This is a genomic window from Neobacillus sp. Fa239 (assembly GCF_055395235.1).
Window position 1 is genome coordinate 47,461 of record NZ_AP041612.1, and the last position, 24,115, is coordinate 71,575.

At 41.7% G+C, this 24,115-nt stretch carries 28 protein-coding genes and 2 pseudogenes; 2 read left to right on the forward strand and 28 right to left on the reverse strand.

Annotated features, from left to right (window positions below; all coding sequences use genetic code 11):
* Window positions 1-82 precede the first annotated feature (82 nt).
* The 8 genes from ACZ5XR_RS28520 to ACZ5XR_RS28555 all read right to left on the reverse strand — a co-directional run bounded on the left by ACZ5XR_RS28520 (window position 83) and on the right by ACZ5XR_RS28555 (window position 5,281).
* Entirely contained in the window at window positions 83-232 is a 150-nt protein-coding gene (locus ACZ5XR_RS28520; protein ID WP_464502688.1) for a hypothetical protein, read from the reverse strand.
* A 13-nt stretch (window positions 233-245) separates the two neighbouring features.
* A complete protein-coding gene (locus ACZ5XR_RS28525) occupies window positions 246-794 on the reverse strand; it encodes a TetR/AcrR family transcriptional regulator (RefSeq protein WP_464502689.1) in 549 nt (182 codons plus the stop codon).
* A 187-nt stretch (window positions 795-981) separates the two neighbouring features.
* A complete protein-coding gene (locus ACZ5XR_RS28530; protein WP_464502690.1) occupies window positions 982-1,914 on the reverse strand; it encodes an aldo/keto reductase in 933 nt (310 codons plus the stop codon).
* A gap of 175 nt (window positions 1,915-2,089) precedes the next feature.
* Window positions 2,090-2,152, reverse strand: a complete 63-nt coding sequence (locus ACZ5XR_RS28535; protein WP_464502838.1) for a universal stress protein — start codon at window positions 2,150-2,152, stop codon at window positions 2,090-2,092.
* Between the two features lie 126 nt (window positions 2,153-2,278).
* Entirely contained in the window at window positions 2,279-2,998 is a 720-nt protein-coding gene (locus ACZ5XR_RS28540; RefSeq protein ID WP_464502691.1) for a hypothetical protein, read from the reverse strand.
* 65 nt (window positions 2,999-3,063) lie between these two features.
* Window positions 3,064-3,486 carry a universal stress protein gene (locus tag ACZ5XR_RS28545; RefSeq protein WP_464502692.1) on the reverse strand — a complete coding sequence of 141 codons (423 nt, stop codon included), beginning with the start codon at window positions 3,484-3,486 and terminating at the stop codon, window positions 3,064-3,066.
* Window positions 3,487-4,084: 598 nt separating this feature from the next.
* Window positions 4,085-4,360: a hypothetical protein gene (locus tag ACZ5XR_RS28550; RefSeq protein WP_464502693.1), complete on the reverse strand. Its 276-nt coding sequence runs from the start codon at window positions 4,358-4,360 to the stop codon at window positions 4,085-4,087.
* A 486-nt stretch (window positions 4,361-4,846) separates the two neighbouring features.
* Window positions 4,847-5,281, reverse strand: a complete 435-nt coding sequence (locus ACZ5XR_RS28555; protein WP_464502694.1) for a MarR family winged helix-turn-helix transcriptional regulator — start codon at window positions 5,279-5,281, stop codon at window positions 4,847-4,849.
* A gap of 401 nt (window positions 5,282-5,682) precedes the next feature.
* Here ACZ5XR_RS28555 and ACZ5XR_RS28560 point away from each other — a divergent pair, with 401 nt between their 5' ends.
* Window positions 5,683-5,868 (forward strand): hypothetical protein, encoded by a 186-nt coding sequence (locus tag ACZ5XR_RS28560; protein ID WP_464502695.1) that lies wholly within the window; start codon window positions 5,683-5,685, stop codon window positions 5,866-5,868.
* 98 nt (window positions 5,869-5,966) lie between these two features.
* Here ACZ5XR_RS28560 and ACZ5XR_RS28565 read toward each other — a convergent pair.
* The 15 genes and pseudogenes from ACZ5XR_RS28565 to ACZ5XR_RS28635 form a co-directional block, all read right to left on the reverse strand.
* A pseudogene (locus ACZ5XR_RS28565) lies at window positions 5,967-7,006 on the reverse strand (GerAB/ArcD/ProY family transporter).
* A gap of 151 nt (window positions 7,007-7,157) precedes the next feature.
* Window positions 7,158-7,435: pseudogene (locus tag ACZ5XR_RS28570) on the reverse strand (NAD-dependent malic enzyme); the annotation flags it as partial.
* Window positions 7,436-7,521: 86 nt separating this feature from the next.
* Window positions 7,522-8,439 (reverse strand): alpha/beta hydrolase, encoded by a 918-nt coding sequence (locus tag ACZ5XR_RS28575; protein ID WP_464502696.1) that lies wholly within the window; start codon window positions 8,437-8,439, stop codon window positions 7,522-7,524.
* A 213-nt stretch (window positions 8,440-8,652) separates the two neighbouring features.
* A complete protein-coding gene (locus tag ACZ5XR_RS28580) occupies window positions 8,653-9,441 on the reverse strand; it encodes an enoyl-CoA hydratase/isomerase family protein (RefSeq protein WP_464502697.1) in 789 nt (262 codons plus the stop codon).
* A 4-nt stretch (window positions 9,442-9,445) separates the two neighbouring features.
* Window positions 9,446-9,865: a nuclear transport factor 2-like protein gene (locus ACZ5XR_RS28585; RefSeq protein WP_464502698.1), complete on the reverse strand. Its 420-nt coding sequence runs from the start codon at window positions 9,863-9,865 to the stop codon at window positions 9,446-9,448.
* Window positions 9,866-9,870: 5 nt separating this feature from the next.
* Window positions 9,871-10,653, reverse strand: a complete 783-nt coding sequence (locus ACZ5XR_RS28590) for an alpha/beta fold hydrolase (protein WP_464502699.1) — start codon at window positions 10,651-10,653, stop codon at window positions 9,871-9,873.
* A complete protein-coding gene (locus ACZ5XR_RS28595; protein ID WP_464502700.1) occupies window positions 10,637-10,759 on the reverse strand; it encodes a hypothetical protein in 123 nt (40 codons plus the stop codon). The genes ACZ5XR_RS28590 and ACZ5XR_RS28595 overlap by 17 nt, the downstream gene beginning before the upstream one ends.
* 351 nt (window positions 10,760-11,110) lie before the next feature.
* Window positions 11,111-11,827 (reverse strand): flavin reductase family protein, encoded by a 717-nt coding sequence (locus tag ACZ5XR_RS28600; RefSeq protein WP_464502701.1) that lies wholly within the window; start codon window positions 11,825-11,827, stop codon window positions 11,111-11,113.
* A gap of 541 nt (window positions 11,828-12,368) precedes the next feature.
* Window positions 12,369-13,208, reverse strand: coding sequence for an MBL fold metallo-hydrolase (locus tag ACZ5XR_RS28605; RefSeq protein WP_464502702.1), 840 nt, complete (start codon window positions 13,206-13,208; stop codon window positions 12,369-12,371).
* 161 nt (window positions 13,209-13,369) lie between these two features.
* A complete protein-coding gene (locus tag ACZ5XR_RS28610; protein WP_464502703.1) occupies window positions 13,370-14,182 on the reverse strand; it encodes an SDR family NAD(P)-dependent oxidoreductase in 813 nt (270 codons plus the stop codon).
* Window positions 14,183-14,322: 140 nt separating this feature from the next.
* Window positions 14,323-14,745, reverse strand: a complete 423-nt coding sequence (locus tag ACZ5XR_RS28615) for a universal stress protein (RefSeq protein WP_464502704.1) — start codon at window positions 14,743-14,745, stop codon at window positions 14,323-14,325.
* Between the two features lie 56 nt (window positions 14,746-14,801).
* Entirely contained in the window at window positions 14,802-15,350 is a 549-nt protein-coding gene (locus ACZ5XR_RS28620) for an NAD(P)H-dependent oxidoreductase (RefSeq protein WP_464502705.1), read from the reverse strand.
* An 89-nt stretch (window positions 15,351-15,439) separates the two neighbouring features.
* Complete coding sequence (locus ACZ5XR_RS28625) at window positions 15,440-16,930, reverse strand: MFS transporter (protein ID WP_464502706.1); 1,491 nt, start codon at window positions 16,928-16,930, stop codon at window positions 15,440-15,442.
* 272 nt (window positions 16,931-17,202) lie between these two features.
* Window positions 17,203-18,387 carry an acetyl-CoA C-acetyltransferase gene (locus ACZ5XR_RS28630; protein ID WP_464502707.1) on the reverse strand — a complete coding sequence of 395 codons (1,185 nt, stop codon included), beginning with the start codon at window positions 18,385-18,387 and terminating at the stop codon, window positions 17,203-17,205.
* A gap of 74 nt (window positions 18,388-18,461) precedes the next feature.
* Window positions 18,462-18,902: a PaaI family thioesterase gene (locus ACZ5XR_RS28635; protein ID WP_464502708.1), complete on the reverse strand. Its 441-nt coding sequence runs from the start codon at window positions 18,900-18,902 to the stop codon at window positions 18,462-18,464.
* A gap of 181 nt (window positions 18,903-19,083) precedes the next feature.
* On the opposite strand from ACZ5XR_RS28635, the gene ACZ5XR_RS28640 reads away from it, so the two are divergent.
* Window positions 19,084-19,677 carry a TetR/AcrR family transcriptional regulator gene (locus ACZ5XR_RS28640; protein WP_464502709.1) on the forward strand — a complete coding sequence of 198 codons (594 nt, stop codon included), beginning with the start codon at window positions 19,084-19,086 and terminating at the stop codon, window positions 19,675-19,677.
* 191 nt (window positions 19,678-19,868) lie between these two features.
* Here ACZ5XR_RS28640 and ACZ5XR_RS28645 read toward each other — a convergent pair whose 3' ends face one another.
* The 5 genes from ACZ5XR_RS28645 to ACZ5XR_RS28665 all read right to left on the reverse strand — a co-directional run bounded on the left by ACZ5XR_RS28645 (window position 19,869) and on the right by ACZ5XR_RS28665 (window position 23,788).
* Window positions 19,869-20,294 (reverse strand): organic hydroperoxide resistance protein, encoded by a 426-nt coding sequence (locus ACZ5XR_RS28645; RefSeq protein WP_464502710.1) that lies wholly within the window; start codon window positions 20,292-20,294, stop codon window positions 19,869-19,871.
* Window positions 20,295-20,426: 132 nt separating this feature from the next.
* Entirely contained in the window at window positions 20,427-21,092 is a 666-nt protein-coding gene (gene wrbA, locus ACZ5XR_RS28650; protein ID WP_464502711.1) for an NAD(P)H:quinone oxidoreductase, read from the reverse strand.
* Between the two features lie 109 nt (window positions 21,093-21,201).
* A complete protein-coding gene (locus ACZ5XR_RS28655) occupies window positions 21,202-21,807 on the reverse strand; it encodes an alpha/beta hydrolase (RefSeq protein WP_464502712.1) in 606 nt (201 codons plus the stop codon).
* The gene (locus ACZ5XR_RS28660) at window positions 21,804-22,748 is read right to left on the reverse strand and encodes a ring-cleaving dioxygenase (RefSeq protein ID WP_464502713.1); all 945 of its coding nucleotides are present in this window, start codon (window positions 22,746-22,748) and stop codon (window positions 21,804-21,806) included. Before ACZ5XR_RS28660 ends, ACZ5XR_RS28655 begins: the two co-directional genes overlap by 4 nt.
* Window positions 22,749-22,849: 101 nt before the next feature.
* Complete coding sequence (locus tag ACZ5XR_RS28665; RefSeq protein WP_464502714.1) at window positions 22,850-23,788, reverse strand: ring-cleaving dioxygenase; 939 nt, start codon at window positions 23,786-23,788, stop codon at window positions 22,850-22,852.
* Window positions 23,789-24,115 lie beyond the last annotated feature (327 nt).

A 24,115-nucleotide genomic window follows, 5' to 3' on the forward strand; every position in this document is an offset into this window, starting at 1 on the left:
ACACTCTCCTGTCATTCCTTTTTCATATAACTAAATTTAAAGACTATTATTCATTCCAATATTTTACACAAGAAACCATACCTTAATACACGTTTACATTGTAATCGGCCTTTGATGCTAGAAATGAGAATAAATCATCATCAAGCGTCGTCGGATAAGCAAGCCCTATCGCAGAATCTGAAATATCGATAAACATTTCTTTATTACCTATTAGTAGGTAAGTGAAATTCATTTGAAACCGCCTTTTAACCTTTTAGAAGGCGGTATATTTCATTCATTGCTTGCGGCAATATCTGCTTTCCCAGTACCCTTTCGTATTGGATTGTTCCTTTTATACATGACACGATGGCAAAAGCTAATGATTCAATTTCTTCGGCTCCCCTATCTTCAAGTGTTACCTTTAGAATATTTTTAAATATCGTTATTTCTAACTGACTGATTTCCTGTACTTTTTGCCTTATCTTTTCAGGAAGAGATTCATAATCAGACTGGAGAGATGATATCGGGCATATCCCACCGTCGATTAAAACGATTTGTCTCTCATAAAAATTCTTTATTTTTTCTTCAAGAGTCAGCTTAGAATTCGTAATGAACGAGGAAAAGTCCTGCAAATTTTGAAGCACCCGTTCAGTAACTGCAACTCCCAAATCCTCCTTTTTTTCAAAATGATAATGGATGCTAGCTTTCGTCACACCCAATTGTTTGGATAAATCATCATAGCTAATAGCTACATAACCTTTTTTAATAATTAGTTTCAGTGCAAGATCGACAATTTGTGTTTTCCTGTTTTCCATGTTTTTATCATAACTTACTAGTAGGTAAATGTCAAATTTATGCCATTTATCCCCCATTCCATCAGTAAAATGACTGCGACCCCGGTCATGGATATTTGACAAATGTTTAGGTTTTGCGGATGCCTTTTTACTTAAAAAGCATAAAAAAAGCACTCAGTTGAGTGCTTTCAAGGCTATCATACTTAGATTAGGAAAAAATCCGGTCAATTTCTTGAATTTCTTCATTCGTTAAATGGACTTCCAGTGTTTTCAGATTTTGCAAGACTTGTTCTGCCCTTTTTGCTCCGGGAATGATGACGTCGATGCCTTCACGGGTTAAATACCAGGCAAGAACGACATGGGCAACTTCAGTCCCTTTTTCACCGGCAATTTTACGAACTTTCTCGATTTTTTCCAGGTTCTCCTCATAAACGCCCTCTCGGAATTGCGGGCGTTTTCTCATTTTTTCACTTAAATCGGTATTTTTGTTATATTTGCCCGTTAATAATCCTGAAGCAAGCGGGAAGTACGGTATAAAGGAAATGGTATGCTCAGCAACATAAGGGAATAACTCCTTCTCGGCCCCGCGGCTTAGCAGATTATACTCCCCTTGAAAGACATCCACATAACCATCTTTATTGGCTTCTTTCAATTGCTCAATCGAAAAATTGGAGACACCGATCGCTCTGATTTTTCCCTCATCCTTCAATTGTTTTAGGGCTCCAACGGCTTCATCCTTTGGCGTATCCTGATCAGGGAAATGAATATAAAATAAATCAATGTAATCCGTTTGCAGACGTTTTAAGCTCTCTTCGACAGATTGTTTTAAAAAAGCAGGAGAATTATCATTCACAACTTCAGGACCAACAATTTTATGAGCTGCTTTTGTCGCAATCACAATTTCTGAGCGATTACCGGTTTCTTTTACGACTTCACCGATGATCTCCTCGGAACGTTTGGGACCATAGATAAAAGCTGTATCCAAAAAATTTATCCCGTGTGCCAGTCCTGCGCGAACTAATTCTCTTCCAGTTTCTTCATCAAGGTTAGGAAAAAGATTGTGACCGCCGACTGCGTTTGTTCCTAAACCAATTGGATTGACATATAAATCTGTTTTCCCGATTCGAACATGCTCTGCCATTTACACTTCAACCCTTTAGTAATATTTTTCTTTATGGTTACGAACAGTCTTTTTACAATTAGTACATTTCATTTGAATACGGCTTTCGATAGAATTTGTACCATGATGGTAAATACGAGCTGGCTTACTTCTTATACTTTTTGTCTTAGTACTTGGTGTAACGATCACCTCATATTTACTTTACAATCATTACAGCACAATGAGCGTGCTGGACCACTTTATGGCTTACACTTCCCACGATATTGGCATTATTCCCATGACCTCGGGAAAAGCCCTTTTATTTTTTATCCGTAATGTGGATAATCCCTTCGTCGAATTGGACGTCCATAAGGATCCTAGTGTCCTATAACCATGCGCAATGAGTTCAACTGAACCGGAAGTTGCTGAGATCAATCGAGACTAGCAACAGACCCTTAACTGGCTCCAGATTGGGTCCACGAAGATATGCGCGGCGTTTTGTCGGGAAACGAAGCCCTTCGATCTCAATGAAGTCGTAGACATATTGCGCAGCTGGGAAGCCACCTGAAACATCGACATGGTAGTCGTGCCTGCGTAGTAGTAAATCATCGCCAAAGTAGAAGTCTTGCTCCTTGCTATGACTGGCGACGTGTTCGGGAAAGCGCACACGCAAACCGTGCCAGAGCTCGTTGCCCTCTTGCAATGGGGGGATTTCGCTGACCTCGAATCCTGGCATGACCATGAAAAAAGGCGTTGTCAGGTATGTCCACATTGCGTACCCGTTGAAATATGCTCGATGAAGCGGGTCCCACGGTGTGTTCATCGTATGGTTAGCAAACAAGGTCCTAGGATCGTATTTCTCGCGGACGGTTTCCCCAGAGAGGGTCTCAATCGCGATACGATCGAGCGTAAAGGAAGTACGCCAATCCGGTTGACCAAAGGGAGTAAGAGATGCGATTTCCGAATGTAGCGCGACTGTCATCTCACGAGGATTGGAATCTTGTACGAGCCCTTTCATTGCCCATAAACCGCCACCGGTGACGATCGTGGCAGTCAGTGAACTAAATTTTTCCCATCGGTCAATTCCGCCGTGGGCGTCAATAATTTTTTCCAGTAGGTTGTTCATATTCTCCTCCTTAGGTTGAAAGATGATTCGATAATGAAAATGAGTTTTAATAAATCACCTCATATTTACTTTACAATCATTACACCACAATGCGCATGCTGAACCACTTTATGACTTACACTTCCCACGAGCAGTTCTGAAAAGAGGCTAAGTCCCCTGCTGCCCATTACGATCAGGTCGTAATCTCCTTCTTTTGCCTTCTTGCATATCATTTCTGCAGGATCTCCAATATGGTATTCGCTATCATATTGTATAGATGACCCTGAAAGGACTTGTGCGGATTCCTCTAAAATCCTCCTAACTTCCTCTACTTGCAATTGTTCACTATCCACTCCGTAAGCAACTGTATTGATATTGTTACTAGGAATGATATGAAGAAGCGTTATTCGGGCATTTATCCCAACGTTTTGCGCCAACCAATTAGCGGATTTCAATGCATGTTTGGAGTGTTCGGACCCGTCAACTGGAACCAAAAACCGTTCATACATGTTCTCACTCTCCTTTTTATAAAATCTTATTTTTATAATAAAACCCATGACGGTGATTAAGGAAATAACGGTGTAATAAAAGTTGCACAGCAGGACATTATAAGATAAACCCAAAGCATTCTTTTCATTTTAGAAAATTCCTACTTTCTCAATTTTATTTTACTTACTAATTGGTAAATTATATTCCTAGAAAAACCGCCTTTTAATTTTTAAAAAAACTGTTTATTTGATTCAGAACTTGGGAATACATTCTTTCCCAATATACGTTTATATTGCAAAGTACCTCTTATACATGGCCGCTCATGGATTCAAGAAACGCCATGTTGGTTGATATGAGTATAATAAGGGTATCAATAAGGAGTAGGAGTGTTATACATGGATAACATAACCTTTTTTCCGGAATAAGTTTTAGTACCAGGCCTAAAATTTGTGTTTTTCGATTTCCACCACTATATTTTAACTTACTAGTAGGTAAGTGTCAAGCGTTGATATGCACCCATGAAACCAAATGCTCATTGGACATATCCCAAAACCAGATATTTAGCTGTTCTTCACATTAGTAACTTAAAAAATAATTACTCATCCAAATTGAAGCACTTTATCCCATTTCAAGTCGTTCTATATCTTCCTGATGAGAACTTACTCTCTGCGCAACCACGTGATCTAACTTTTCAATTTGTTCTGTTAGGAAGTCAATGTGAGTTAGAATCGTATTAAGCATCATGCGTTGATGAGGATTTACATAGCCTTTAAGAGCGAGCTCAAGTTCGTCCTTCTTCTTTTTCATTGTACCTCGAGCGAAGTTTGATAGTTTATCAGGATCATCTTCGCCATCTGCGATAGCACGAAGCATATCCTTGGATGAAACACCCATAATATCAGAAACCACAGAACCAAGTTTAATGTTTGGTTTACTGCTTCAGTCAAATCTAAACATCCTTTGGGATTAATACAAATCGTAATGATTACTAATAAAAATAGTAACCATTACGATTTAATATATCAATAATTTTTCTTATTGGTAAAATGGTATACAAAACAAATGAAAAATTTAAACAAGAAAGCCAAGAAAAGATATTCTTCTTTTCTTGGCTTTCTTAGGGTTTTTCTTTAGCTAATTTCGACTTTAGTGTTGGATCTTATATTATCATAAATCCACTAAAAAGAGAATCATGTACGTAGAGGCTCCATATCAAAGGACTTTATTGTTATTTTTTAAGTTCGGTGAAGCATTTTTTATCAAAAATTAAACAACTTTATTTTACCTCCGTCCTAAAATCAGGACGGGGGCCCTTAACTTCTCTGCATTTCCCATACTACCATCAGGATTCCCTGACACCCATCGGCGGTTCATTCGAAGTCATAGCTGAAGGCTCGCCACCTCATCCATCATTTGCCGCATGGAAGCTGCATACTCCGTGCCGAATTGGCGTTCGAATTCAACCTGGGCGCGATCCCATCCCGCTCTTCCCAGCTCGATACGCTTGAGCCCTTCGTCGGTGATCGACACGATTCTGGCTCGCCGATCGGCTTCACTCACTTGAATCGTGATCAGGCCGTCACGCTCCAGCGGCCGAAGATTGTGCCCGATTGTGGCACGGTCCATGGTCATAAGTTCGGCGAGCTCCATCATTGTCTTCGGACCCCGGTGGCTGAGATGGCCCAAGATGGAGTACTGCGTAACGCGCACCCCCGACTCAGACAAGCAGGCGTCGTAGAAGCGCGTGATATGGCGCGCCGCGCGCCTTAACTTCGTACAGTTACAAAGTCCTGGGATATCATCGATTGTGGCCATTACATATAATCCTCCCTAACGCTGCCAGATGGTTACCGGACACTTATTTTTGCCCGTAAGCTTTACGCTACATCATTTATTTTCTCATTACTATTAAACACACTTATCAAATAAAAATAGAGGCCTGTTCCAAAAACGGCTGTGATTATTCCCATGTCAATGAGAGAAGGTCTTCTGCCAGTTTTCTAGCTGATCGTGCCGCCAAGTATACATGTAATGATCAAAATTGCATTAATGATCATTACTACGATTGTAGCTGGTTTCCCCGGAATTTTCAAATGGGCTTTAAGGTAACTTTCCAAATAGAACCAGTATGTGCTGCGCAGTGTGTGCAAAACGAATACCTTTTACGAAAATTGGTAAAATACATGTAGAATAAGTTTTGTCAGGAGGGCCTAACTGTGAAATGGTTAAAGAAATGGCTGTTCAAGAAACCGGTAATTCTAGATCCGACACATGAGTTTGATGATAACGGGTACGGCAACCTATCCTCCGACTTAGAACATAATGAGGCAATATTAAAAAACATATTCCAAAACTGTTCGGATATTGTATACCGTAAAATTGCTCGGGCCGGAAACATTTAATGGCTTGTAGTTTACCTGGAAAGCTTAGTTGACGAGAAGCTGCTTGATGACCATGTACTTAAACCGCTGATAGCCAAAGGTTCGAAACAAAATGTCAATCACGAGGAGTGATAGCGGAAGGAGATTGTGGTAAGACCTATCATTGGAAAAACATAAGTAAGCTTATTGAGAAGTTCTGCAGAATTCGTATAACCCCAAGCCGAACCTAGAATCCATAAGAGTGTAACCGGTGTAACGACTCCCTGATATTCCCGAATTTCGAAAAGCTGGCTTATATGCAGACATAGAATAAATAACTGCACCGACACTTTGATAAATATTCCCATCATCCACATCGAGAAAGCAAGTGCCTCCAGCGTTCGAAGGATCCCTTGATACCGATATATTGAATGACGCTTAAAAATGAAAACTGCAGTTTATCCGTTAACGGACCGAAAACCATAATCGTCAGCAAATCAATGATAAGAATAAGAATAACGATACTAAGCAGCGTGACCAAAGAAATCCTGCGCGCCTTCTCCGGTTGATTTAAAAACGGCAGGAGCCAGCCCCACAAAAAGAGTTGACTCATCCAAGCGGATGGGACATAGGCTCATTGCAATATCGGCAGCTTTCCTTCCCCTAAGAAAGGCTTAAATTGTCCCGGATCTGATTCCTTAATCGCCAAAATAATGAGAGGAATCAAAAGAACAATTAATAGCGGCATAAGGAACTCATTGCATCTTCCAAAGACCTCAATTCCCGCATATAGGGCCAGACCGCAAAGGATCAACAACGACAGGCTCACGACAATCGATAGGCTTTCCGGTAATAAAACCAAACTAATAAAACCGATATGCGTACTTACTATTTGACAAATCATTACAAACAAAAAGTAGAAGTAATAAAAACCCAAACATTTTCCGCGCCGTTTGTCGACAATTTTTGAACTGTATTGGGTAATCGTCAAACCCAGATAACGTTGTGCAAGTACCGTCATCACCCAAATGCTTAATAATCCGGTTAAAGCAGCTGGAAACACCGACATCCAAGCATCTTGCTTGGCGAACGCCACCATTACTCCGGGAACGATAAGGATAATGGTGGCACCCACAAAAGAAAAAAGTAATAAGCCAAGCTGGGTTCCTGTAATCCGCATATTTACCTCTAGTCATATTCATAAAGTTATTCTATTCTTCCCTAATCGTATCCTTTCATTCAAATTCGCGCCCTTTTAAACCGATTGGTTCAATAGGCTGTTCTTTCGGCTCTTGGAAATATCAAAAGGCCTAGCCGCTGTTTATCGGCTAGACCCCTTTTCCTTCCATAACCGGCAGTGAAGTGTGCGGACGATGGCTCCGAGTCCCAGGACTGCCGTACCATCGGTAACAACCGCCACCGTATTACCTTTATTGGTATATTCGTATACCTTATCTTCCATTTTATAAATCTCTCTGCTCGGCTCGGCCACGCCGGGAGAATAAGCGAGGCTTAAATCCTTGGCATTTAAAACCGGGACTTTGGAGACAACACCGAGCTTGCCCTTGAAGTGGCGATGCAGCTCCAACGCTTCCTCGCGTAAAGACATACTTTCCTCCCACCCTCATCCAAATATGTTTATCTTGTCAATTTACCCTCGAGCTTCCTTACGTCAAAGGCGAGGAATCGGCAGCCTTACTGCCGATTGAGCAAATGCGTCTGGAACCATTCCAGGGCTGCGCTGCTTGATAGATCGAAATATTGCGTGTACGGGTCAAAATGTCCTCCCGGTATCAGCACCAGTTTTTTAGGCTCCAGTGCTTGTTCATATGCAGCAAGCGACAAATCGGTAGGCGTAATAAAATCGTTTTTTGCAACCAACATTAAGAGCGGTGTGGGACTGATGTTGGCGATAAAAGCTCCCGGCTCGTAACCCCTTGATAATTCAATCGAACGCAGCGTGACTTTGTTGATGAATTTATCCGAGCCTTTCGTATAGAATTCAATCGCATCCTTAGACTTATAGACGCTATTTTCAAATTCTCCGCCGGTAACGATCGAATTATAAACAGGATCCCCGCCCCGTTGCCGGTTAAGTCTGTCTTCCGCAAACGAGGACAACAGCTCTGTGAGCGCGTCTCCGTTCACTCTTCGAACCGCAATTTTCGAGCCGCTGATTGTCGGCACTTGAGATACGACGCATTTTACTCGTTTATCGGTCGCACCTACTACGAGAACATGTCCCCCACTGTAGCTCGTACCCCAAATTCCGATGGAATCTCTATCGATTTCCGGACGCGAGCTGGCGTATGTTATGACATGCCGGTAGTCCTCGGTTTGCTGCCACGGATCGATTTCGTGCCTTGGAGTGCCTTCGCTGTCTCCAAAATTCCGATAATCGAACAGCACGACTGCAAATCCGTTCGCGGCAAATTTCTCAGCGTACGGCTCCAAATACATCTCCTTCAGTCCCGCATATCCATGCGCCATCACAATGGCCGGTTTTTGCTGCTTATTCTCGCCGGCTTGCGGCAAATACAGCCAACCTCTAAGGACGGTTCCTTCCGCATTAATTTCCACATCTTCTCTTGTAAAAGCCGATTGTTTATTCATAGCACTTCCGCTCCTTTTTAGGTTTGATTAGGAGGCGCGGGCAAATAGCAAACTTCCTGCATCGCATTTTTTGCTTTCGCAAGTCCCCTGGATATTGCCCGCAGCAATCTCTTATAAAAACAGATAAAAAAATTGAATTTGGTTAAAAATAAGACGAAGCGATTTTTGCTCTAGTGGGATTGGTTGATCGAGAAATTGGCACTTCGTTCCTTCTTACTTGCCTTTAAACGGAAATGCAGGTCGCGGTTTGCCTTCTTTAAACGCTTCGACCGAGACTGGTAAAGCAAGTTTTACATCCTCACTTTCAAACAATGGGAGCCCTAATTCCAGCACTGCCTGATCCGCGGCGGAAAGGCCGCCTTTCTCCCAGATTCGCAATAAAGCTTTGTGTACCCCGTGGGCGCTTGTCGGGCCTTTGGCCAATTTCTCGACAAAGTTCATCGCCTCATCGAACAATTTGTCGTCCGTCACAACCCGGTTTATCACGCCGTGATTCTCCATAACCTTCGCAGGAACCTGCTCGGAAGTAAACGCCCATTCGATAGCCTTCTGTCTCCCCGCGCGTTCCGCGACACGGTAAACACCTCCAAGTACCGTAATAATACCAAGAGTTTGCTCGGGGTGGCCGAAGCGTGCGGTTTCTCCCGCAAAGATGACATCCGCCCGAACGGCGAGCTCGAGTCCGCCGCCGAAACATAGCCCTTGTACCGCAGCGACGGTCGGGATCGACAGCGACTCAAACCGGTTGAAGGTCACCAAATACTGCTCCAGCAAGGTGCGCAGCTCGTGCGCCGTCATGTCCGGCCAAGGTACAATGTCTCCTCCGAAGCTGAAATCCGGACCTTCCGCACGTATTAGCAAGGCGCGCGCATCGCTGTTTCCTATGGTATCGAGCGCTCCGTTAAATTCCTCTATCATTCGAGGTGAAAGACGGTTCTGCGGCGGATTGTTCAGCGTAATGACAGCGATCTGATTCTCTATCTTATAAGTAAGGTGTGCCATCCCGTTATTCTCCTTTCTCGGAATAAAAGTACGACGGATCGATCTCACCGTGAAGGCTATCTCTTAGCACGGCAGAAAACTTCAATGCGCCTCTCAGTGGGCGATGATGAATCGCGATATGAGCGATAGCTTGATTTTCGCTGCGGGTAAGCACGGTGATCCCCTTGAGCAGAACGCCGCCAAATGCTTGCGCTTCCCATTCTTTATACTCCTGCAGACCTGAAGTCGCGCTCCTCGTAAACGTCAAGCTTTCGTAAATTTTGCTGGCTGCTCCCATGATCTTCTGAACGTTTTCCCGACCGGAGATCGGGGCGTTCAAGACTGCGGCCTCGAAAACAACATCTTCAGCGAAGGCTTCGCCGAATGCGGCTTCAGACTTTTGGGCAAATGCGTTTTCCCAGTCGTTCTTAATCGATTTGTTCATAGCTATCACTCCCAATCAAGTTTTTGAAGATATTGGTTTAAATGTTGCGCAACGGCTTCCGCATGTTCCACATGAGACCAGTGGCCACCACCGGTGATATCTTTCTCGGTAACGCGGCTAAACCGCGACACGATGCCTGCAACCATCTCTTGGGTGACGAACGGGTCATCCATCCCCCGCATAATCAGAGCCGGACGCGTAAATTGACTTGGTGAATGGCCGTCGGGATGACCTTCGTTCCACGCATCGACGAGAGCGGCGACAACGTCCGGTCTGACATGTACGCTTAACCCGCAAAGCAGGTCCAATTTGTCGTCTGTAAGCCCGGGAGAAAATTGCCTGCGCACGGCCATCTCGATCTCGGGGTGCTCGCCGAGCTGCTTTAAAGGAGCCACCACTTCAGCCGGCGCCTTGACCCCTCCGAGCGGGACGGGCGTAAGCAGCGCCAATCCTCGAGCAAGTTCCGGATGCAATCGAGTGACGAGCTCTGCGATTTGCGCTCCCATGCTTTGCCCCACAATGACAAAGGGTTTGCCGATCTCTTCGATGACGGAAGCAACATCTGCGGCATAGCGATCAAGCGTTATTTCTCCTTCTACAGCCGTTAGCGCCCCCATCCCAGGTAAATCGAGGTAGACTTTTTGTAAATCTTTTTCCGCAATTAAGGCGACGACATCGTTCCAAACCGCGCTGGCGTCCATAAAGCCATGCACAAAAATAATGGCGCGAGAACCGTTGCCGGACGTCGTAAAAGGAATGGTTGCTTTCTGATCATTCAATCGGTTCATGTCTTCTTTCCTCCTGTGTGAGCATAATAATCGCAAAAACGGGAGCATGTCCGTCACGTGACTCATGTTCATAGCCATCTGACTGGGTAGGAATAAACATAGTCATCTTATAGTCTTATATGCCCGTATTCGTGGTCCAGATTCCCGTCATCAGCACGAAAACCTGCAGGAAATTCCGGCCGCTTTCGCCTTTTAACAGTTCTTGAATCGGAACGCTGCGTTTCTTTGTTTTGTGCCCCTTTTGTCCATCAAACCTTGCTTTTCATTCGTTCGGCTCTATGGTGCACGGATGTTCCCGAATGAGAGGCTCGTCATGAGTGCAATCAGTTGTGTACGCCCCCTTTTCGGGCTTAAAGCTTTCCAGGCAGACCGAACAAACAAGAAGCTTCTACTGCTTATCGACAAGGTTTATCGCCGGGCAATTTGGAGCATATACAGGTTATGCAGAACGCTGGAACTACTCCTCCATAACGCTGCCGGAAGGTGACCAGTTCTTCTGATTGATAGCCGCCCAATCGGTAGGCCGGCCGTCGAGGCGATGCATACGCGAGCCCTCGCGACTCTTAAGAACTTCAGGATCCAATGGCGTCATGAACACATTTTCAACGAGGGTGTATTCAGCGGCGAGGCGACCTACTGGCGCAAGAGCTGCCGTATCCACATGGCCTTTCTCATGGTCGTAAACGTCATCACGGATATGATAGCGGACGACACGGCCCCAAATGACATGATCCTCGAATTCGCCAACCGTAAACACTCGTTCGAGCTTGCATTCCATGGATACGGGCGTGAGCGCGACTCGCGGTGGTTTCACGACGACGCTGGGTGCTTTTTCAAGCCCAACGGCTTCGAACTCGTCGACCTCCGACGCGTGCTCAAACGCCGATCTGTGCATCTTGTCAGCGAGGGGCATCGTGACAAGATTGAAGACGAATTCCCCCGTATCGCGGATGTTCACGAATGTATCCTTCAGCGTACCGTCCGAACGGTGTTGAATGGTAATCGACAGCATCGGGGGCTTTCGACCGACGACCGTGAAGAAGGAGATCGGTGCAATATTGGCGATGCCGTCCGCTGAAAGCGTGCTGATCCAGCCAATCGGCCTCGGGACAACCGTCGCGTTCAAGAGTTTGTAATTGCGGGCTGCGTCAAGCTCGTCTGCATTTAGAATCATAAGACTACCTCCGATTTAAGTTTGGTTGTGGGCTGATCCTCAGCCGCACAGAAATGCAATGCATCGACTGCATTTCGAAAGCGTTTGCAAAACTTCAAAAAAACAATGCCACCCTTGTTCGCTCAATGGTGAATAGCATGTCTCCGTATCGCACCGTTATCGCAGCGTGTTCTTGGTAACCCGGTGCTTCCGGACGACTAAAATGCGATAGCTCCGGCGCCCTCTATTCACGTTAAATCACTTCCAAGTTTGACATAATACCATTATAGTCTTATATGCCCCTATTTTCAAGTGGGAGGAACCAATTTCCTTCGGCGCGAAGCGCCTGCACAAAGCTCCAATATCCCAAGCCTTGAATTTCAAGATGTCTTGCGCTAACAGTGCTTCTTAAAAGACGCCATCAATTAAAGATCAACAAGAAGAAAGTCTACCGTCTATGCAAACAAATGGATGTGCATCGTCCACAGCGGAAACTAAAGCTAAAGCATCCTAAGTTTCATCTTTTTATGACCGCCATTGTGCAAACGAAGTTCCCTTTTAATTAAGCTTTGACAGCATTTGCTGATCCCCAAATGGCTCCAGGGTTTACTCGATTTGGATAAAGATTAAGCATTTCATTGTATAAATCTAAAACGGTGACTGCTTCTTTATCCAAACGAATAAAGTCTAATAGATATTGTTTAGTTTCATCCAAAATCTTTGGGTTATTATCATTTTCAGGGACTTTATGACCCGCAATAACAAATTGGGGATTTAGTTCTTTCAAGCGATCGATCGCTTGAATCCATTCAAGTCGTGAACTCTCTGTTGTTTCAGCTAGATGCTGATGGATTCCGTTGTATACAACATCACCTGCCACTAGTAATTCAATATCTGGAATCCATAAGGATGTTGTATTTGCTGTATCCGTAAATCCAGCTTCAATGATTTCTAACATATGTCCTTCAAGTTCAAAAGAATTTGAATCGATTACATCAGGAAAAACTTGGGGTTGAGGAATTTGATTAGGGAATAATTTACCCCAAAAACTTTCAATATGTTTTAGACTTCCTTGTATATAACTCACTTCAACTGATCCTTTTGTTGCTAGTGCTTTGACATTGGGAAAGGCCTCTTTTATTTGTTTGATTCCAAAGAAATGATCCCCGTGACCATGCGTAATATAGATGTATTTCAAGTTACGATTAAAAGACTTTATCCAATCAATCAATTTTTGGTTTTGTTCAATTGTAGTAAAAGTATCCACTAATACTGCGTCGTTTTCTCCATAAATTAAAGTAGCAGTATTGGAAACCCATTGAAGTTCTTCTTTTCCTTTTGGCAGGTTTCTTGTGAGACCGGCACGTTTTACGCATAATTCAGCGAATTGTAAGTTTGACATTTTAACCACCCTTATTTTTTTGCTTAACTTACTAGTAAATAAGCTTAAGCTAGTGTCTATGTAAAAATTGTTTTTAGACTGATTCATTATAAAGAAACAGCGTCGGTTAAAGGCCTTAAAGAGCAAGTCTTAAACTACCGCTGTTTCAGCCTGTTATTCATTTAGTCAGCTTCAGCCGAACGCTCAAACCATGTGTTGACCTCTTCTAGCCGTTTGGTATAAGCTTCGCGTATCGTATACGCAGCTTGAGATCCAACTGCCAAACGAAGCGGCGAATTGTCGCTTTTTATAATGGAAATAATCAGTTGCACTGCTTTTGCCGGGTCGCCGGTCTTGATGTTCGACATACCTTTCTCGTATGCTTTATAAAGCGGCGCATATTCTTGTGTCTTCTCGGTATGCTGCATCGATTCACCGAAAAACTCAGTTGCGAACACAGAAGGCTCCACAATCGTCGTCTTGATCCCAAAGCTTGCAAACTCTTGCGCGAACGCTTCGGAGAATCCTTCAACGGCAAACTTAGATGCAGCGTACAGGCTGTACGGAGGCATGGACCAAGTTCCGAAGAAGGATGAAAAATTAACGTAATGGCCCGATCCTTGACGTTTAAAGACGGGGAGTGTTGCTCTGATGACATCTAGTACACCGAACACGTTAACGTCGAACTGCTTCCGGATTTGTTCATCCGTATACTCCTCCATCATACCGAACAGTCCGTATCCGGCATTATTCACGACAATATCAATTTTCCCGAAAACGTCAACGGCTTCTTGAACAGCCGATTGGATTTGCTCCTTGTTTGTTACGTCCAAAGCTGCTAGGTGAACACGATCCGGTGCCAGTTCTTTAAAATCCTGAATAGATTCAAGTCTGCGTGCCGTTGCGACCACTTTGTCTCCTGCTTGAAGCAGCTGCTGCACAAATTGCCGTCCGAATCCTGACGAAGTTCCTGTAATAAACCATACTTTACTCATTGTTTTCATTTCTCCCTTTTTATTTATTCAGACCTGATCCACCATTTTGATGACAAAACTTGACGGCGATCGATCAATAACTTTTAGCTTTTTGAATTGTACTTTTTCTCTTAGTACTTGGGGTAACGATCACTTCATATTTACTTTACAATCATTACTGCACAATGCGCATGCTGGACCACTTTATGGCTTACACTTCCCATGTGCAATTCTGAAAAGAGGCTAAGTCCCCTGCTGCCCATTACGATCAGGTCGAAATCTCCCTCTTTTGCCTTCTTGCATATCATTTCTGCAGGATCTCCAATATGGTATTCGCTATCATATTGTATAGATGACCCTGAAAGGACTTGTGCGGATTCCTCTAAAATCCTCCTAACTTCCTCTACTTGCAATTGTTCACTATCCACTCCGTAAGCAACTGTATTGATATTGTTACTAGGAATGATATGAAGAAGCGTTATACGGGCATTTATCCCAACGTTTTGCGCCAACCAATTAGCCGATTTCAATGCATGTTTGGAGTGTTCGGACCCGTCAACTGGAACCAAAAGCCGTTCATACATGTTCTCACTCTCCTTTTTATAAAATCCTATTTTTATAATAAAACCCATGACGGTGATTATTGTGAAGAAACTTTAGAATTTCCAACAAACTTTTTGGTTGTTTCGGCCACACGTTTTCCAAGGGCCCTTCCTAAAGCAAGATCATTTTGATTAAGGATGTTGTCAGATTCATCAACCGGACATGTAATTCCAACCCCATAATAGGAGCCATAGGTGGCATTTTCCGGAATGTTTCCGGGTAATCCGACAATGATCATTCCTTGATGCAGCATCGGAGTAATCAAGTTTAACATGGTGGCTTCTACTCCGCCATGAGTGGTAGCCGTGGTACAAAATACAGCGCCTATTTTCCCTACTAATTTCCCGTGGGCCCACAGATAACCTAATTTATCTATCCAGGTTTTTAAACCTGCACTTATCGTTCCAAAGTGTCCCGGGCATCCCCAAATAATGGCGTCCATATCTTCAAGGTCTCTTACGTTTGCATTATTGACATGGTTTATATATACTTCCGTACCATTGACACTTTTTGCCCCTTCGGAAATGGCCTCCGCTAATGCTTGGGTATGTCCGTTATCACTGTCAAATACTACAGATATTTTCATTGTTGTATCTCCTCCGTTAAATTGAGTAATTGATTTTAGTAATTCATTTTGGAATTGTGCTGGAACCTTCGAATAGCATCCCGATAAATTTAATCATCCATGGGCTCATCTGCCTCTGGGATTTTTCCATTTTTGATTAACGCTCTAAGAACCTCACGAAATTCCTTATCGTTAATAATTCTGTCCCCATGTTCCAGCGAAGCTTTTGGATGTAAAGTCCCTCGTTTGATTTCTTGGATAGCCTTGCGGAAATCAAAATCAGCATTCTTTTCAGCATAGCTTAAAGTTTTCCGTTGGTTAGACGTTTCAGTACCAGGTACTGTTTCAAAACTTGGAGCAGCTTCCTTACTTGATAGCGATTTTTCATTTTTTGCCTGGATTTCCTCAACCGTAACTTTAGAATAATAACGATTAAATCTGATTGAATAAATCAACACATAGATAACAATTACCGCAGCAAACAAATTTAGAATAATCAATGAGAAGTTCAAGCTAAAAAATTGAGTCAGCACTCCGACTCCAATAGGCGGAATTATGAATCCGGAGTAGGCGCATAAATAAAATGCCGAAATGACTCGCGGACGTTCTTCCGGTTTCGGCAACTGGCTGGCAAACCTTAAAGCAACTTGAAACGTCCACCCACCGCCAATTGCTTGAATGAATATGCTGGCCCATACCAAAAATAAATTCGCTGTCAGACCAGAAAATACAATGCCCCATGATCCAATAGCAAGTAGTAAGATTCCAAAGCGCATCCGTGAGACTGGATGACTCGGCCAAGGAACAAACTGAGCCAAAGCCCCTCCTCCAAGAAGCAACAAGACTATAATCCCTGAAAAGGCAAGATTTGAAGTGTGAATGACATTTCTGACGAAAGAAGGTATTAGGGATAACGCAATTCCTTGAATTGTGAAAACTGTAAAGATCGGCAGTGCAGCAAATGACCAAAAATGTGAACGAATACTATTAGGCACTCCAAGTGATATCTTAGTCTTAGCCGGTTTCTGCATGAGGGAATCCTCATGCTTAGGAAGAGTTTCCAGAATTACTAAAGAAGTAATTAACATTACAAGTAAAAACCAGAATGGTACTCTAAGCGGCTGCAGATGTAAATATTGCAAAATTAAACCAGCAATAGCTGGACCTAGGCCAAATCCAATGAGTATCGTTGCTCCTGATAACTTGATAGCTGTACTTACTTTATTAGGAGAGATTTGTTTTATTAAAAATGCAGCGGCAGTACCTGTAAAAGAACCATATGCAATACCTTCCAAAATTCTTGCAGCATAGAGCATCCAAACATCAAAACTGCCTAGAAAGAACAACGTAGAGGCAATAAAGAGCAACGTAGAGGCAATTGAAATCCATATACTGCTGCGAAGCACCCTCTTCAATCCCCAGGCGCTCCCTTTGGCTCCTACAACTAACAAGGTCGGCAGTAGGATAGCAGCATAAACGGCAAACAAAATCGTAATTTGCAGACTATTCAATTGATAATGTTCACTGTACAAAGGAAATAACGGTGTAACAAATGTTGCACAGCAGGACATTATAAGATAAACCCAGAGCATTCTTTTCATTTTAGAAATTCCTACTTTCTTATTTTTTACTTACTAGTTGGTAAGTTAGATTCCTAGAAAAACCGCCCTATAATTTTTATAAGACGGTTTATTTGATTAAAATTTGTGTTTTTCGATTTCCACTATTGTATTTTAACTTACTAGTAGGTTAGTGTCAAGCATTAATGTGCACCCATGTAACCAAATTCTCCATATATACCAACTCGAATTGTAATAGCTCATTCCATAAAGTTTCATATAAATATACATATTTAATGTTAAAATGGAGCAAATTACGCCAATTCAACAATTGTAGCAACAGCTTGACCGCCACCAATGCAAAGTGTGGCTAAACCAGTTTTGGCATTTCTGCGTTTCATTTCATGAATCAAGGTAACAAGAATACGGGCTCCGCTGGCACCAATTGGGTGTCCAAGTGCAATGGCACCGCCGTTAACATTTAAAATTTCATCTTTAAAGCCTAATTCTTTTCCTACTGCAAGGGCTTGGGAAGCAAATGCTTCATTCGCTTCGATTAAATCAATATCTTCGATTGAAATTGCTGCTTTTTCCAATGCCTTTTTCACCGCTGGTACTGGGCCAACTCCCATAATGCTTGGGTCTACCCCGGCATTTGCAGTTGCTTTAATCGTAACTAATGGCTGAAGTCGCAATTCCTCTGCCTTTTGCTTGCTCATAATAACTAATGCTGCTGCTCCGTCATTAATCCCTGGAGCGTTACCTGCTGTTACAGTTCCGTCCATTTTGAATGCAGGGCGCAACTTCGCTAACTTCTCTGCTGTTGTTCCTTTTCTTGGAACCTCGTCTGTATCGAAAACGATCGGATCACTTTTACGCTGTGGAATGACAACCGGAACAATTTCATCTTTGAATTTTCCTGTTTCGATCGCTTGAACTGCTTTTTGCTGGCTCCATTCCGCAAACTCATCCTGCTGCTCTCTGGTCAGCTCATATCTCTCTGCAACGTTTTCACCTGTGATCCCCATATGGTAATCATTAAATGCACACCATAGACCATCATTGATCATGCTGTCGATTAATTTTTGATCTCCCATTTTAAAGCCATCGCGTGCATTTTTTAATAAGTATGGTGCCTGACTCATACTTTCCATTCCGCCTGCTACAATGATTTCAGCATCTCCTGAAAGGATCGCCTGCATGGCAAGATGAACGGCCTTCATACCAGAACCACAAACCTTATTAATTGTAAGGGCCGAAGACGTCACTGGAATACCTGATTTTATCTGTGCTTGTCGAGCTGGGTTTTGACCATTACCTGCTTGAAGAACGTTACCCATTATGACCTCGTCTACCTGATCCGGCTTCACTCCTGCTTTTTCAAGTGCTCCTTTGATCGTGACTGCGCCCAGTTCAGTTGCAGACACATTCTTTAAACTTCCATTAAATTTTCCAATTGCTGTACGAACGGCACTTACAATAACAATCTCTTTATTCATTTTCATTACTCCTTTTTTCTGCTTTTATCATAAATAATTCACCGTCTAATTCTAAAATCTCTATTTGGTACTTTTTATCTTCCAACTGATTTTTCACCACGAAGGATCATACACGTACTTAATGCATGGGCAACTAATGAACCACCTTCATCAAAAACATCGCACTTGATTAGCCCAATCGTCTTTCCTTTCTTCATAACCTCACCTTTTGCTGTAATTTTTTCATTCCAAATCGGTTTTAAATAATTGATTTTAAGTTCAACAGTTGTAAAGGATTCATTCATTTCTAACAAACTTGAAAAGGCTACGCCCATTGCCATATCGGCTAAATCACATAGTATTCCTCCATGGATTGTTCCCATAGGATTTGCATGCTTCTCCGTATTACACTCTAATTCAAAAACTGCTTTACCCTCTTCGATTTGTAACAGCTCTGCACCAATTAACTTCGCGATAGGCGGCGGCGGAACCTCGCGATTAATTATTTTTTGCATACTTGAAATTTTCTCGTTCATATAAATCCCTCCATTTAAAAAATACAAACCGGTCTGTTTTTATTATACACTCAACTAAGATATATTCGTCAATATGATTTGAATATTCTAACAAAAAAAGGTGATGTAAATTACATAAAAGGTTATACTTACATTAACAAGACCGTTCGGTTTTAAAATTCTAATGAAATGAGGGTTAAAAATGCGTAAAGGAGAACAAACAAAACAGATGATTATTGAAAAGGCCTCTGGACTTCTAAATACCCAAGGATACTTGGTAACTTCCATTACAGACATTATGAAAGAGACTGGTATGGAAAAAGGAGGGATTTATAATCACTTTAAAAGCAAACAAGAGCTTTCATTGGATGCATTTTCATTTTCTATCGAAAAGATGTCCACAACCATCCAAGAAGCAATTATGAGCAAAAATACTTCCATCGAAAAATTGAACGCACTTCTTGAAGTCTTTTTGTTATTAGCAGAAGGCAAGCCAATTCCCGGCGGATGTCCAATTCTTAATGCAGCAATCGAGTCCGATGATGCGCACCCAGCATTACGTGATGCGACCAGAGAAGCAATGAATGATCTTTATTCTATGATCCTTCGAATTATTCGAGCTGGGATAAGAAACAATGAAATAATCTCTACAATAGATTCGGAAACATTCACCACTATTATTTTATCTACAATTGAAGGAGCCCTTATGATGACAAAGCTTTATAACGACACCATTTATATAAATCGATCGATTGGATTTTTAAAAGACTACCTTTCAAAATTCGAAACTCCTTAAATATTTCCTTCTATTTAGAAGCTAAAAATGATTTAAATGCCCCAGAGTTTATTCTGAGGCATTTAATATAATTCTTATTATTAATTTTTAGACTTTGTTGGTTTAAGACAAACTTGCTTTGCAGACCCCTCTGTCTTTGATAGGGCTTATTTACTTATAAATAAATTCCAACCATCTAATTCGATGCTATATTAAACAACCTGAAGAGTAACATCAATATTGCCTCTAGTTGCTTTTGAGTATGGACAGAATTCATGGGCTTTATGTACAAGCTCTTCTAACTTTTCCTTTTCTATATTAGTCCCTTTTACTTGCAGCGTTACGGCAATTTTGAATCCTTGATCAGCCTCATCTTTTAAGAAATCTACATTTGCCGTTACTTGTGATTCGAATTTGACATGTTCCTTCCTTGCGATATGTTGTAACGCTCCATCAAAACAAGCGGAGTAACCGCAAGCGAACAATTGTTCTGGGTTTGTGGCATTTGGAAACTCTTTCGCTCTTGGGGATCCTGGCATTGCTAAATCGAGTTTTAACTTTCCATCAGAAGATTCAACTCTGCCTTGTCTTCCTCCGATAGCAGTTGCAGATGATGTGAATAATGGTTGTGTAGTCATCGATTTTCTCCTTTTTATATGTAACGTTTTAAATATTTACGAAGAGTGAGCCTATAACCATTTCCTCAAAACTAATAATTATTGAAAAGCTAATCGGAAATTTCCGACTAGCTCTTCTTTTTGATCAGTATTTTATTGATTCGCCTTTTTTACCCATTCTGCAACTGTCACTGTACGTTTAGCTTGATGTTTCACAGCTGCCTGAACATCTTCGATCATTTTCCCATCTTGTCCAACAGTAACGCTTGTTCCATAAGGGTTACCACCTGCTCCAAAGGTGACTGGATCTGTATAACCAGGAGCTGCTACAATTGCACCCCAATGATACATCGTTGTATAAAGTGATAAAATCGTTGCCTCTTGACCGCCATGAGGATTTTGTGCCGAAGCCATGGCACTAACGACTTTGTTTACAAGCTTTCCGTTAAACCATAAACCTCCAGTTGTATCTAAAAACTGCTTCATTTGTGCAGGCATATTACCAAATCGAGTAGGTACACTGAAAATAATGGCATCTGCCCATTCCAAATCATTTAATGTTACTTCAGGTACTGCCTTCGTTGCCTCAACATGAGCCTTCCAACCTGGATTACCTTCAATAACGGATTGTGGCGCAAGCTCAGGTACTTTTAATACTTTTACTTCAGCCCCCGCTTCTTTTGCTCCTTCTTCAGCCCATTTTGCTAGTTGATAGTTTGTTCCACCCATGCTGTAATAAATTACGGCTAATTTTACATTTGCCATTTTTTCTATCTCCTTTTCTGATGAATCTCCAAATAGTTTAGATAAAATACCCATTTTAATACATCTCCTATTTTCTCAATCGTTTTCATTAATTATTCATAATAAAGCCGATCTTTTTATCTTTTTGACTCTCATTAAAAAACAGTTGATTTACATTATTAAATTATAGTTTTCGATACCATTGTGCTGCTGCTTCTACCTCTTCGACCGTTAACTGATGGCCTCTATTCTCCCAATGGAGCTCAACCTTTGCGTTGGCATGCTCAAGTAACGATTGTAGTTCAGCAGATTCGAGAGGGGAGCAGATTGGGTCATTTGTTCCAGCTGCAATAAATACTGACTTTCCTGATAAATCTGGAAGATCAATACCTCTTCGCGGCACCATTGGATGATGAAGAATGGCCCCCTTCAATGCATTTTGATAGTGGAATAATAAACTGGCCGCAATATTGGCACCGTTTGAATACCCGATAGCCATGATATTATTTCGGTCAAAATCATATTTTTGTGATGCTTCGTCAAGAAACTCATTTAATTCTTTTGTACGGAATATTAAATCCTCTTCATCAAATACACCTTCAGCTAATCTTCGGAAAAATCGAGGCATACCATTTTCTAATATATTCCCACGGACACTTAATACTGAAGCCTCATCATCAATTCTTCCTGCAAGTGGCAGAAGGTCTAATTCATTTCCACCTGTACCGTGAAGCAATAGTAAAGTTGGTTTTGAAGAATCAGTCCCTTTATTAAATATATGTTTCATCATTTATCTCCTTCCAGAACGCGGACCTCCACAGGAGGTAAGCTTTCTTCTAATTCTTCTCTTTTTGACTCTAACCATGAAGGCAACATGAGTTTTTTCCCAAGTTCAGCGACAGGTTCATCTACCGAAAAGCCCGGTGGGTCTGTTGCAATTTCGAAGAGGATTCCCCCTTCTTCATGAAAATAAAGAGCTTTAAAGTAGTTTCGATCACGAATCTCTGTCGGATGATACCCTTTTTCTTGAAGAAGTATTCTCCACCTGCTATGCTCTTCGTCATTCTTCGCTCTCCATGCAATATGGTGAACCGTTCCAGCCCCCATCAGCCCACGGACTGAGGGATTTAGCATGATATCAATGGTATTTCCAAATTGTCCTTCCGTTTTAAATCGTAAATATTCATCTTCTTGCCCAATGCATTCCAATCCCAAAATACTTTCTAGGACATCCGCAGTTTTATGCGGCTGAGCAGAAATAAGAACAGCACCGCCAAACCCTTTAATAGCATTCTCTGCTTGAACTCCTCCAAAGTTCCAATTATTAATTGGTCCTTCCTCTCGTTCAATCAGTTCAAGTTGAAGTCCATCTGGATCATAAAATTTCAAATAACTTTCCCCAAAACGAACGGATGAACTAAATTCAATATTAAATTTTTGCAGTCGGCTCTTCCAAAATTGAATCGAGCCCTTCGGAATAATATAACTTGTCACCCCAACCTGTCCTGTTCCAATTCGACCTTTTAGTTGTTTCGGCCAAGGGAAAAAAGTTATCACAGTTCCAGGTTGACCCGTTTCATTTCCAAAATAGAGATGATAAACCTCTGGACGATCAAAATTTATCGTTTTTTTAATGAGTCTTAATCCAAGTACACCGGCGTAAAAATCAATATTCCTTTGTGCATCGTTAACCATCGCTGTAATATGATGGATACCAGTTGTTTTTTGCATTTTTATCTACTCCATTTCATCAATGGGATTGGGTGTAACCTCTTCTTTCGGAATTTGCGGATAGAACTATCGTTAGCAAATCAATTATTCTTTTTCGTAAATTAATCTAATTCTTTTACTTCAATCGGTATCAATACTTGCTCAATTTGTCCTCTATGAGATTCGTATTGTGAAGGCAGCATCAATTTTTCTCCCATCGTCGCTAATGATTCATCATGAGCGAATCCTGGTGGATCAGTTGCTATTTCAAATAGAATTTCCCCATGTTCTCTAAAGTAAATGGCATTAAAGTAGTTTCTATCCTGAACTGGTGTAACACCATAACCATTCGACTCAACAAACTTCTTCCAATCCAATTGATCCTGGTCATCCTTAGCGCGCCATGCGATGTGGTGCACTGTTCCTACACCCATTTGACCACGTCCAATAGAAGTTAATTTAACGTCGATAATATTTCCGATATCAGCTAAAGAACGGTAACGGGCAAAATCTCCTTCTTTTCCGATTAATTCGAGTCCCATTACTTTTTCTAACAATTCAGCTGTTTTGTTTGGTTGTGCCGATAAAAGAGTTGCGCCGCCAAACCCTTTGATGGCAACTTCAGGAGTTACTCCTCCGAATGTCCATGAATTGACTTCCCCTTCTTCCCTTTCCACAATTTCCAAGTGAAGTCCATGCGGATCATCAAATTCCAAATATTGCTCGCCAAAGCGTTCCATTTTTGTAAATGAAACGTTGAATTTTTCAAGTCTTGCTTCCCAAAATTCCATTGCACCCTTCGGAACAACGTAAGAAGTTACCCCTACTTGACCGTCTCCAATGATTCCCTGACGAGCACCAGGCCATGGGAAGAATGTGATAATTGTTCCCGGTTTTCCACCTTCATTACCGAAATAAAGATGATAAGTACCAGGATCATCAAAATTTACCGTTTGCTTCACTAATCGTAACCCTAGAACACCAGCGTAGAAATCAAGATTTTCCTGTGGATGTCCTACGATTGCTGTTATATGGTGAATACCCATTGTTTTTTTAGTCATTTTTGTCAACTCCATTTTCTAATGATTTTTTTAAATCATGTTCAATTGTCTGATACTTAGGCTAATCCTTAATATTTATTTTGTACATTTGATAAGATTGAACTCTTTTGATATCAACTGTTTTTAATTCGAAAATCTCTAATTCGAGATATTTTACCTAAAAATTCATTTTATCACTTAATTATTAATTTTTTTCAAAAGATCGAAGATTATCTGAGCCTCATCATTATTTAAGGAACCGAAAATTTTTTCCACCAATTCTTGATGTTTTGGCATTATTTTTTTCATCAAAGCAATTCCAGCCTAAGTTAAAGTGACAACCACCTC

Bases quoted from the DNA above. Each gene is read 5' to 3' on its own strand.
- ACZ5XR_RS28520 (WP_464502688.1), bottom strand. From the start codon at position 232: ATGAATTTCACTTACCTACTAATAGGTAATAAAGAAATGTTTATCGAT.
- ACZ5XR_RS28525 (WP_464502689.1), bottom strand. From the start codon at position 794: ATGGAAAACAGGAAAACACAAATTGTCGATCTTGCACTGAAACTAATT.
- ACZ5XR_RS28530 (WP_464502690.1), bottom strand. From the start codon at position 1,914: ATGGCAGAGCATGTTCGAATCGGGAAAACAGATTTATATGTCAATCCA.
- ACZ5XR_RS28540 (WP_464502691.1), bottom strand. From the start codon at position 2,998: ATGAACAACCTACTGGAAAAAATTATTGACGCCCACGGCGGAATTGAC.
- ACZ5XR_RS28545 (WP_464502692.1), bottom strand. From the start codon at position 3,486: ATGTATGAACGGTTTTTGGTTCCAGTTGACGGGTCCGAACACTCCAAA.
- ACZ5XR_RS28550 (WP_464502693.1), bottom strand. From the start codon at position 4,360: ATGGGTGTTTCATCCAAGGATATGCTTCGTGCTATCGCAGATGGCGAA.
- ACZ5XR_RS28555 (WP_464502694.1), bottom strand. From the start codon at position 5,281: ATGGCCACAATCGATGATATCCCAGGACTTTGTAACTGTACGAAGTTA.
- ACZ5XR_RS28575 (WP_464502696.1), bottom strand. From the start codon at position 8,439: ATGAATAAACAATCGGCTTTTACAAGAGAAGATGTGGAAATTAATGCG.
- ACZ5XR_RS28580 (WP_464502697.1), bottom strand. From the start codon at position 9,441: ATGGCACACCTTACTTATAAGATAGAGAATCAGATCGCTGTCATTACG.
- ACZ5XR_RS28585 (WP_464502698.1), bottom strand. From the start codon at position 9,865: ATGAACAAATCGATTAAGAACGACTGGGAAAACGCATTTGCCCAAAAG.
- ACZ5XR_RS28590 (WP_464502699.1), bottom strand. From the start codon at position 10,653: ATGAACCGATTGAATGATCAGAAAGCAACCATTCCTTTTACGACGTCC.
- ACZ5XR_RS28595 (WP_464502700.1), bottom strand. From the start codon at position 10,759: ATGACTATGTTTATTCCTACCCAGTCAGATGGCTATGAACATGAGTCA.
- ACZ5XR_RS28600 (WP_464502701.1), bottom strand. From the start codon at position 11,827: ATGATTCTAAATGCAGACGAGCTTGACGCAGCCCGCAATTACAAACTC.
- ACZ5XR_RS28605 (WP_464502702.1), bottom strand. From the start codon at position 13,208: ATGTCAAACTTACAATTCGCTGAATTATGCGTAAAACGTGCCGGTCTC.
- ACZ5XR_RS28610 (WP_464502703.1), bottom strand. From the start codon at position 14,182: ATGAGTAAAGTATGGTTTATTACAGGAACTTCGTCAGGATTCGGACGG.
- ACZ5XR_RS28615 (WP_464502704.1), bottom strand. From the start codon at position 14,745: ATGTATGAACGGCTTTTGGTTCCAGTTGACGGGTCCGAACACTCCAAA.
- ACZ5XR_RS28620 (WP_464502705.1), bottom strand. From the start codon at position 15,350: ATGAAAATATCTGTAGTATTTGACAGTGATAACGGACATACCCAAGCA.
- ACZ5XR_RS28625 (WP_464502706.1), bottom strand. From the start codon at position 16,930: ATGAAAAGAATGCTCTGGGTTTATCTTATAATGTCCTGCTGTGCAACA.
- ACZ5XR_RS28630 (WP_464502707.1), bottom strand. From the start codon at position 18,387: ATGAATAAAGAGATTGTTATTGTAAGTGCCGTTCGTACAGCAATTGGA.
- ACZ5XR_RS28635 (WP_464502708.1), bottom strand. From the start codon at position 18,902: ATGAACGAGAAAATTTCAAGTATGCAAAAAATAATTAATCGCGAGGTT.
- ACZ5XR_RS28640 (WP_464502709.1), top strand. From the start codon at position 19,084: ATGCGTAAAGGAGAACAAACAAAACAGATGATTATTGAAAAGGCCTCT.
- ACZ5XR_RS28645 (WP_464502710.1), bottom strand. From the start codon at position 20,294: ATGACTACACAACCATTATTCACATCATCTGCAACTGCTATCGGAGGA.
- wrbA (WP_464502711.1), bottom strand. From the start codon at position 21,092: ATGGGTATTTTATCTAAACTATTTGGAGATTCATCAGAAAAGGAGATA.
- ACZ5XR_RS28655 (WP_464502712.1), bottom strand. From the start codon at position 21,807: ATGATGAAACATATATTTAATAAAGGGACTGATTCTTCAAAACCAACT.
- ACZ5XR_RS28660 (WP_464502713.1), bottom strand. From the start codon at position 22,748: ATGCAAAAAACAACTGGTATCCATCATATTACAGCGATGGTTAACGAT.
- ACZ5XR_RS28665 (WP_464502714.1), bottom strand. From the start codon at position 23,788: ATGACTAAAAAAACAATGGGTATTCACCATATAACAGCAATCGTAGGA.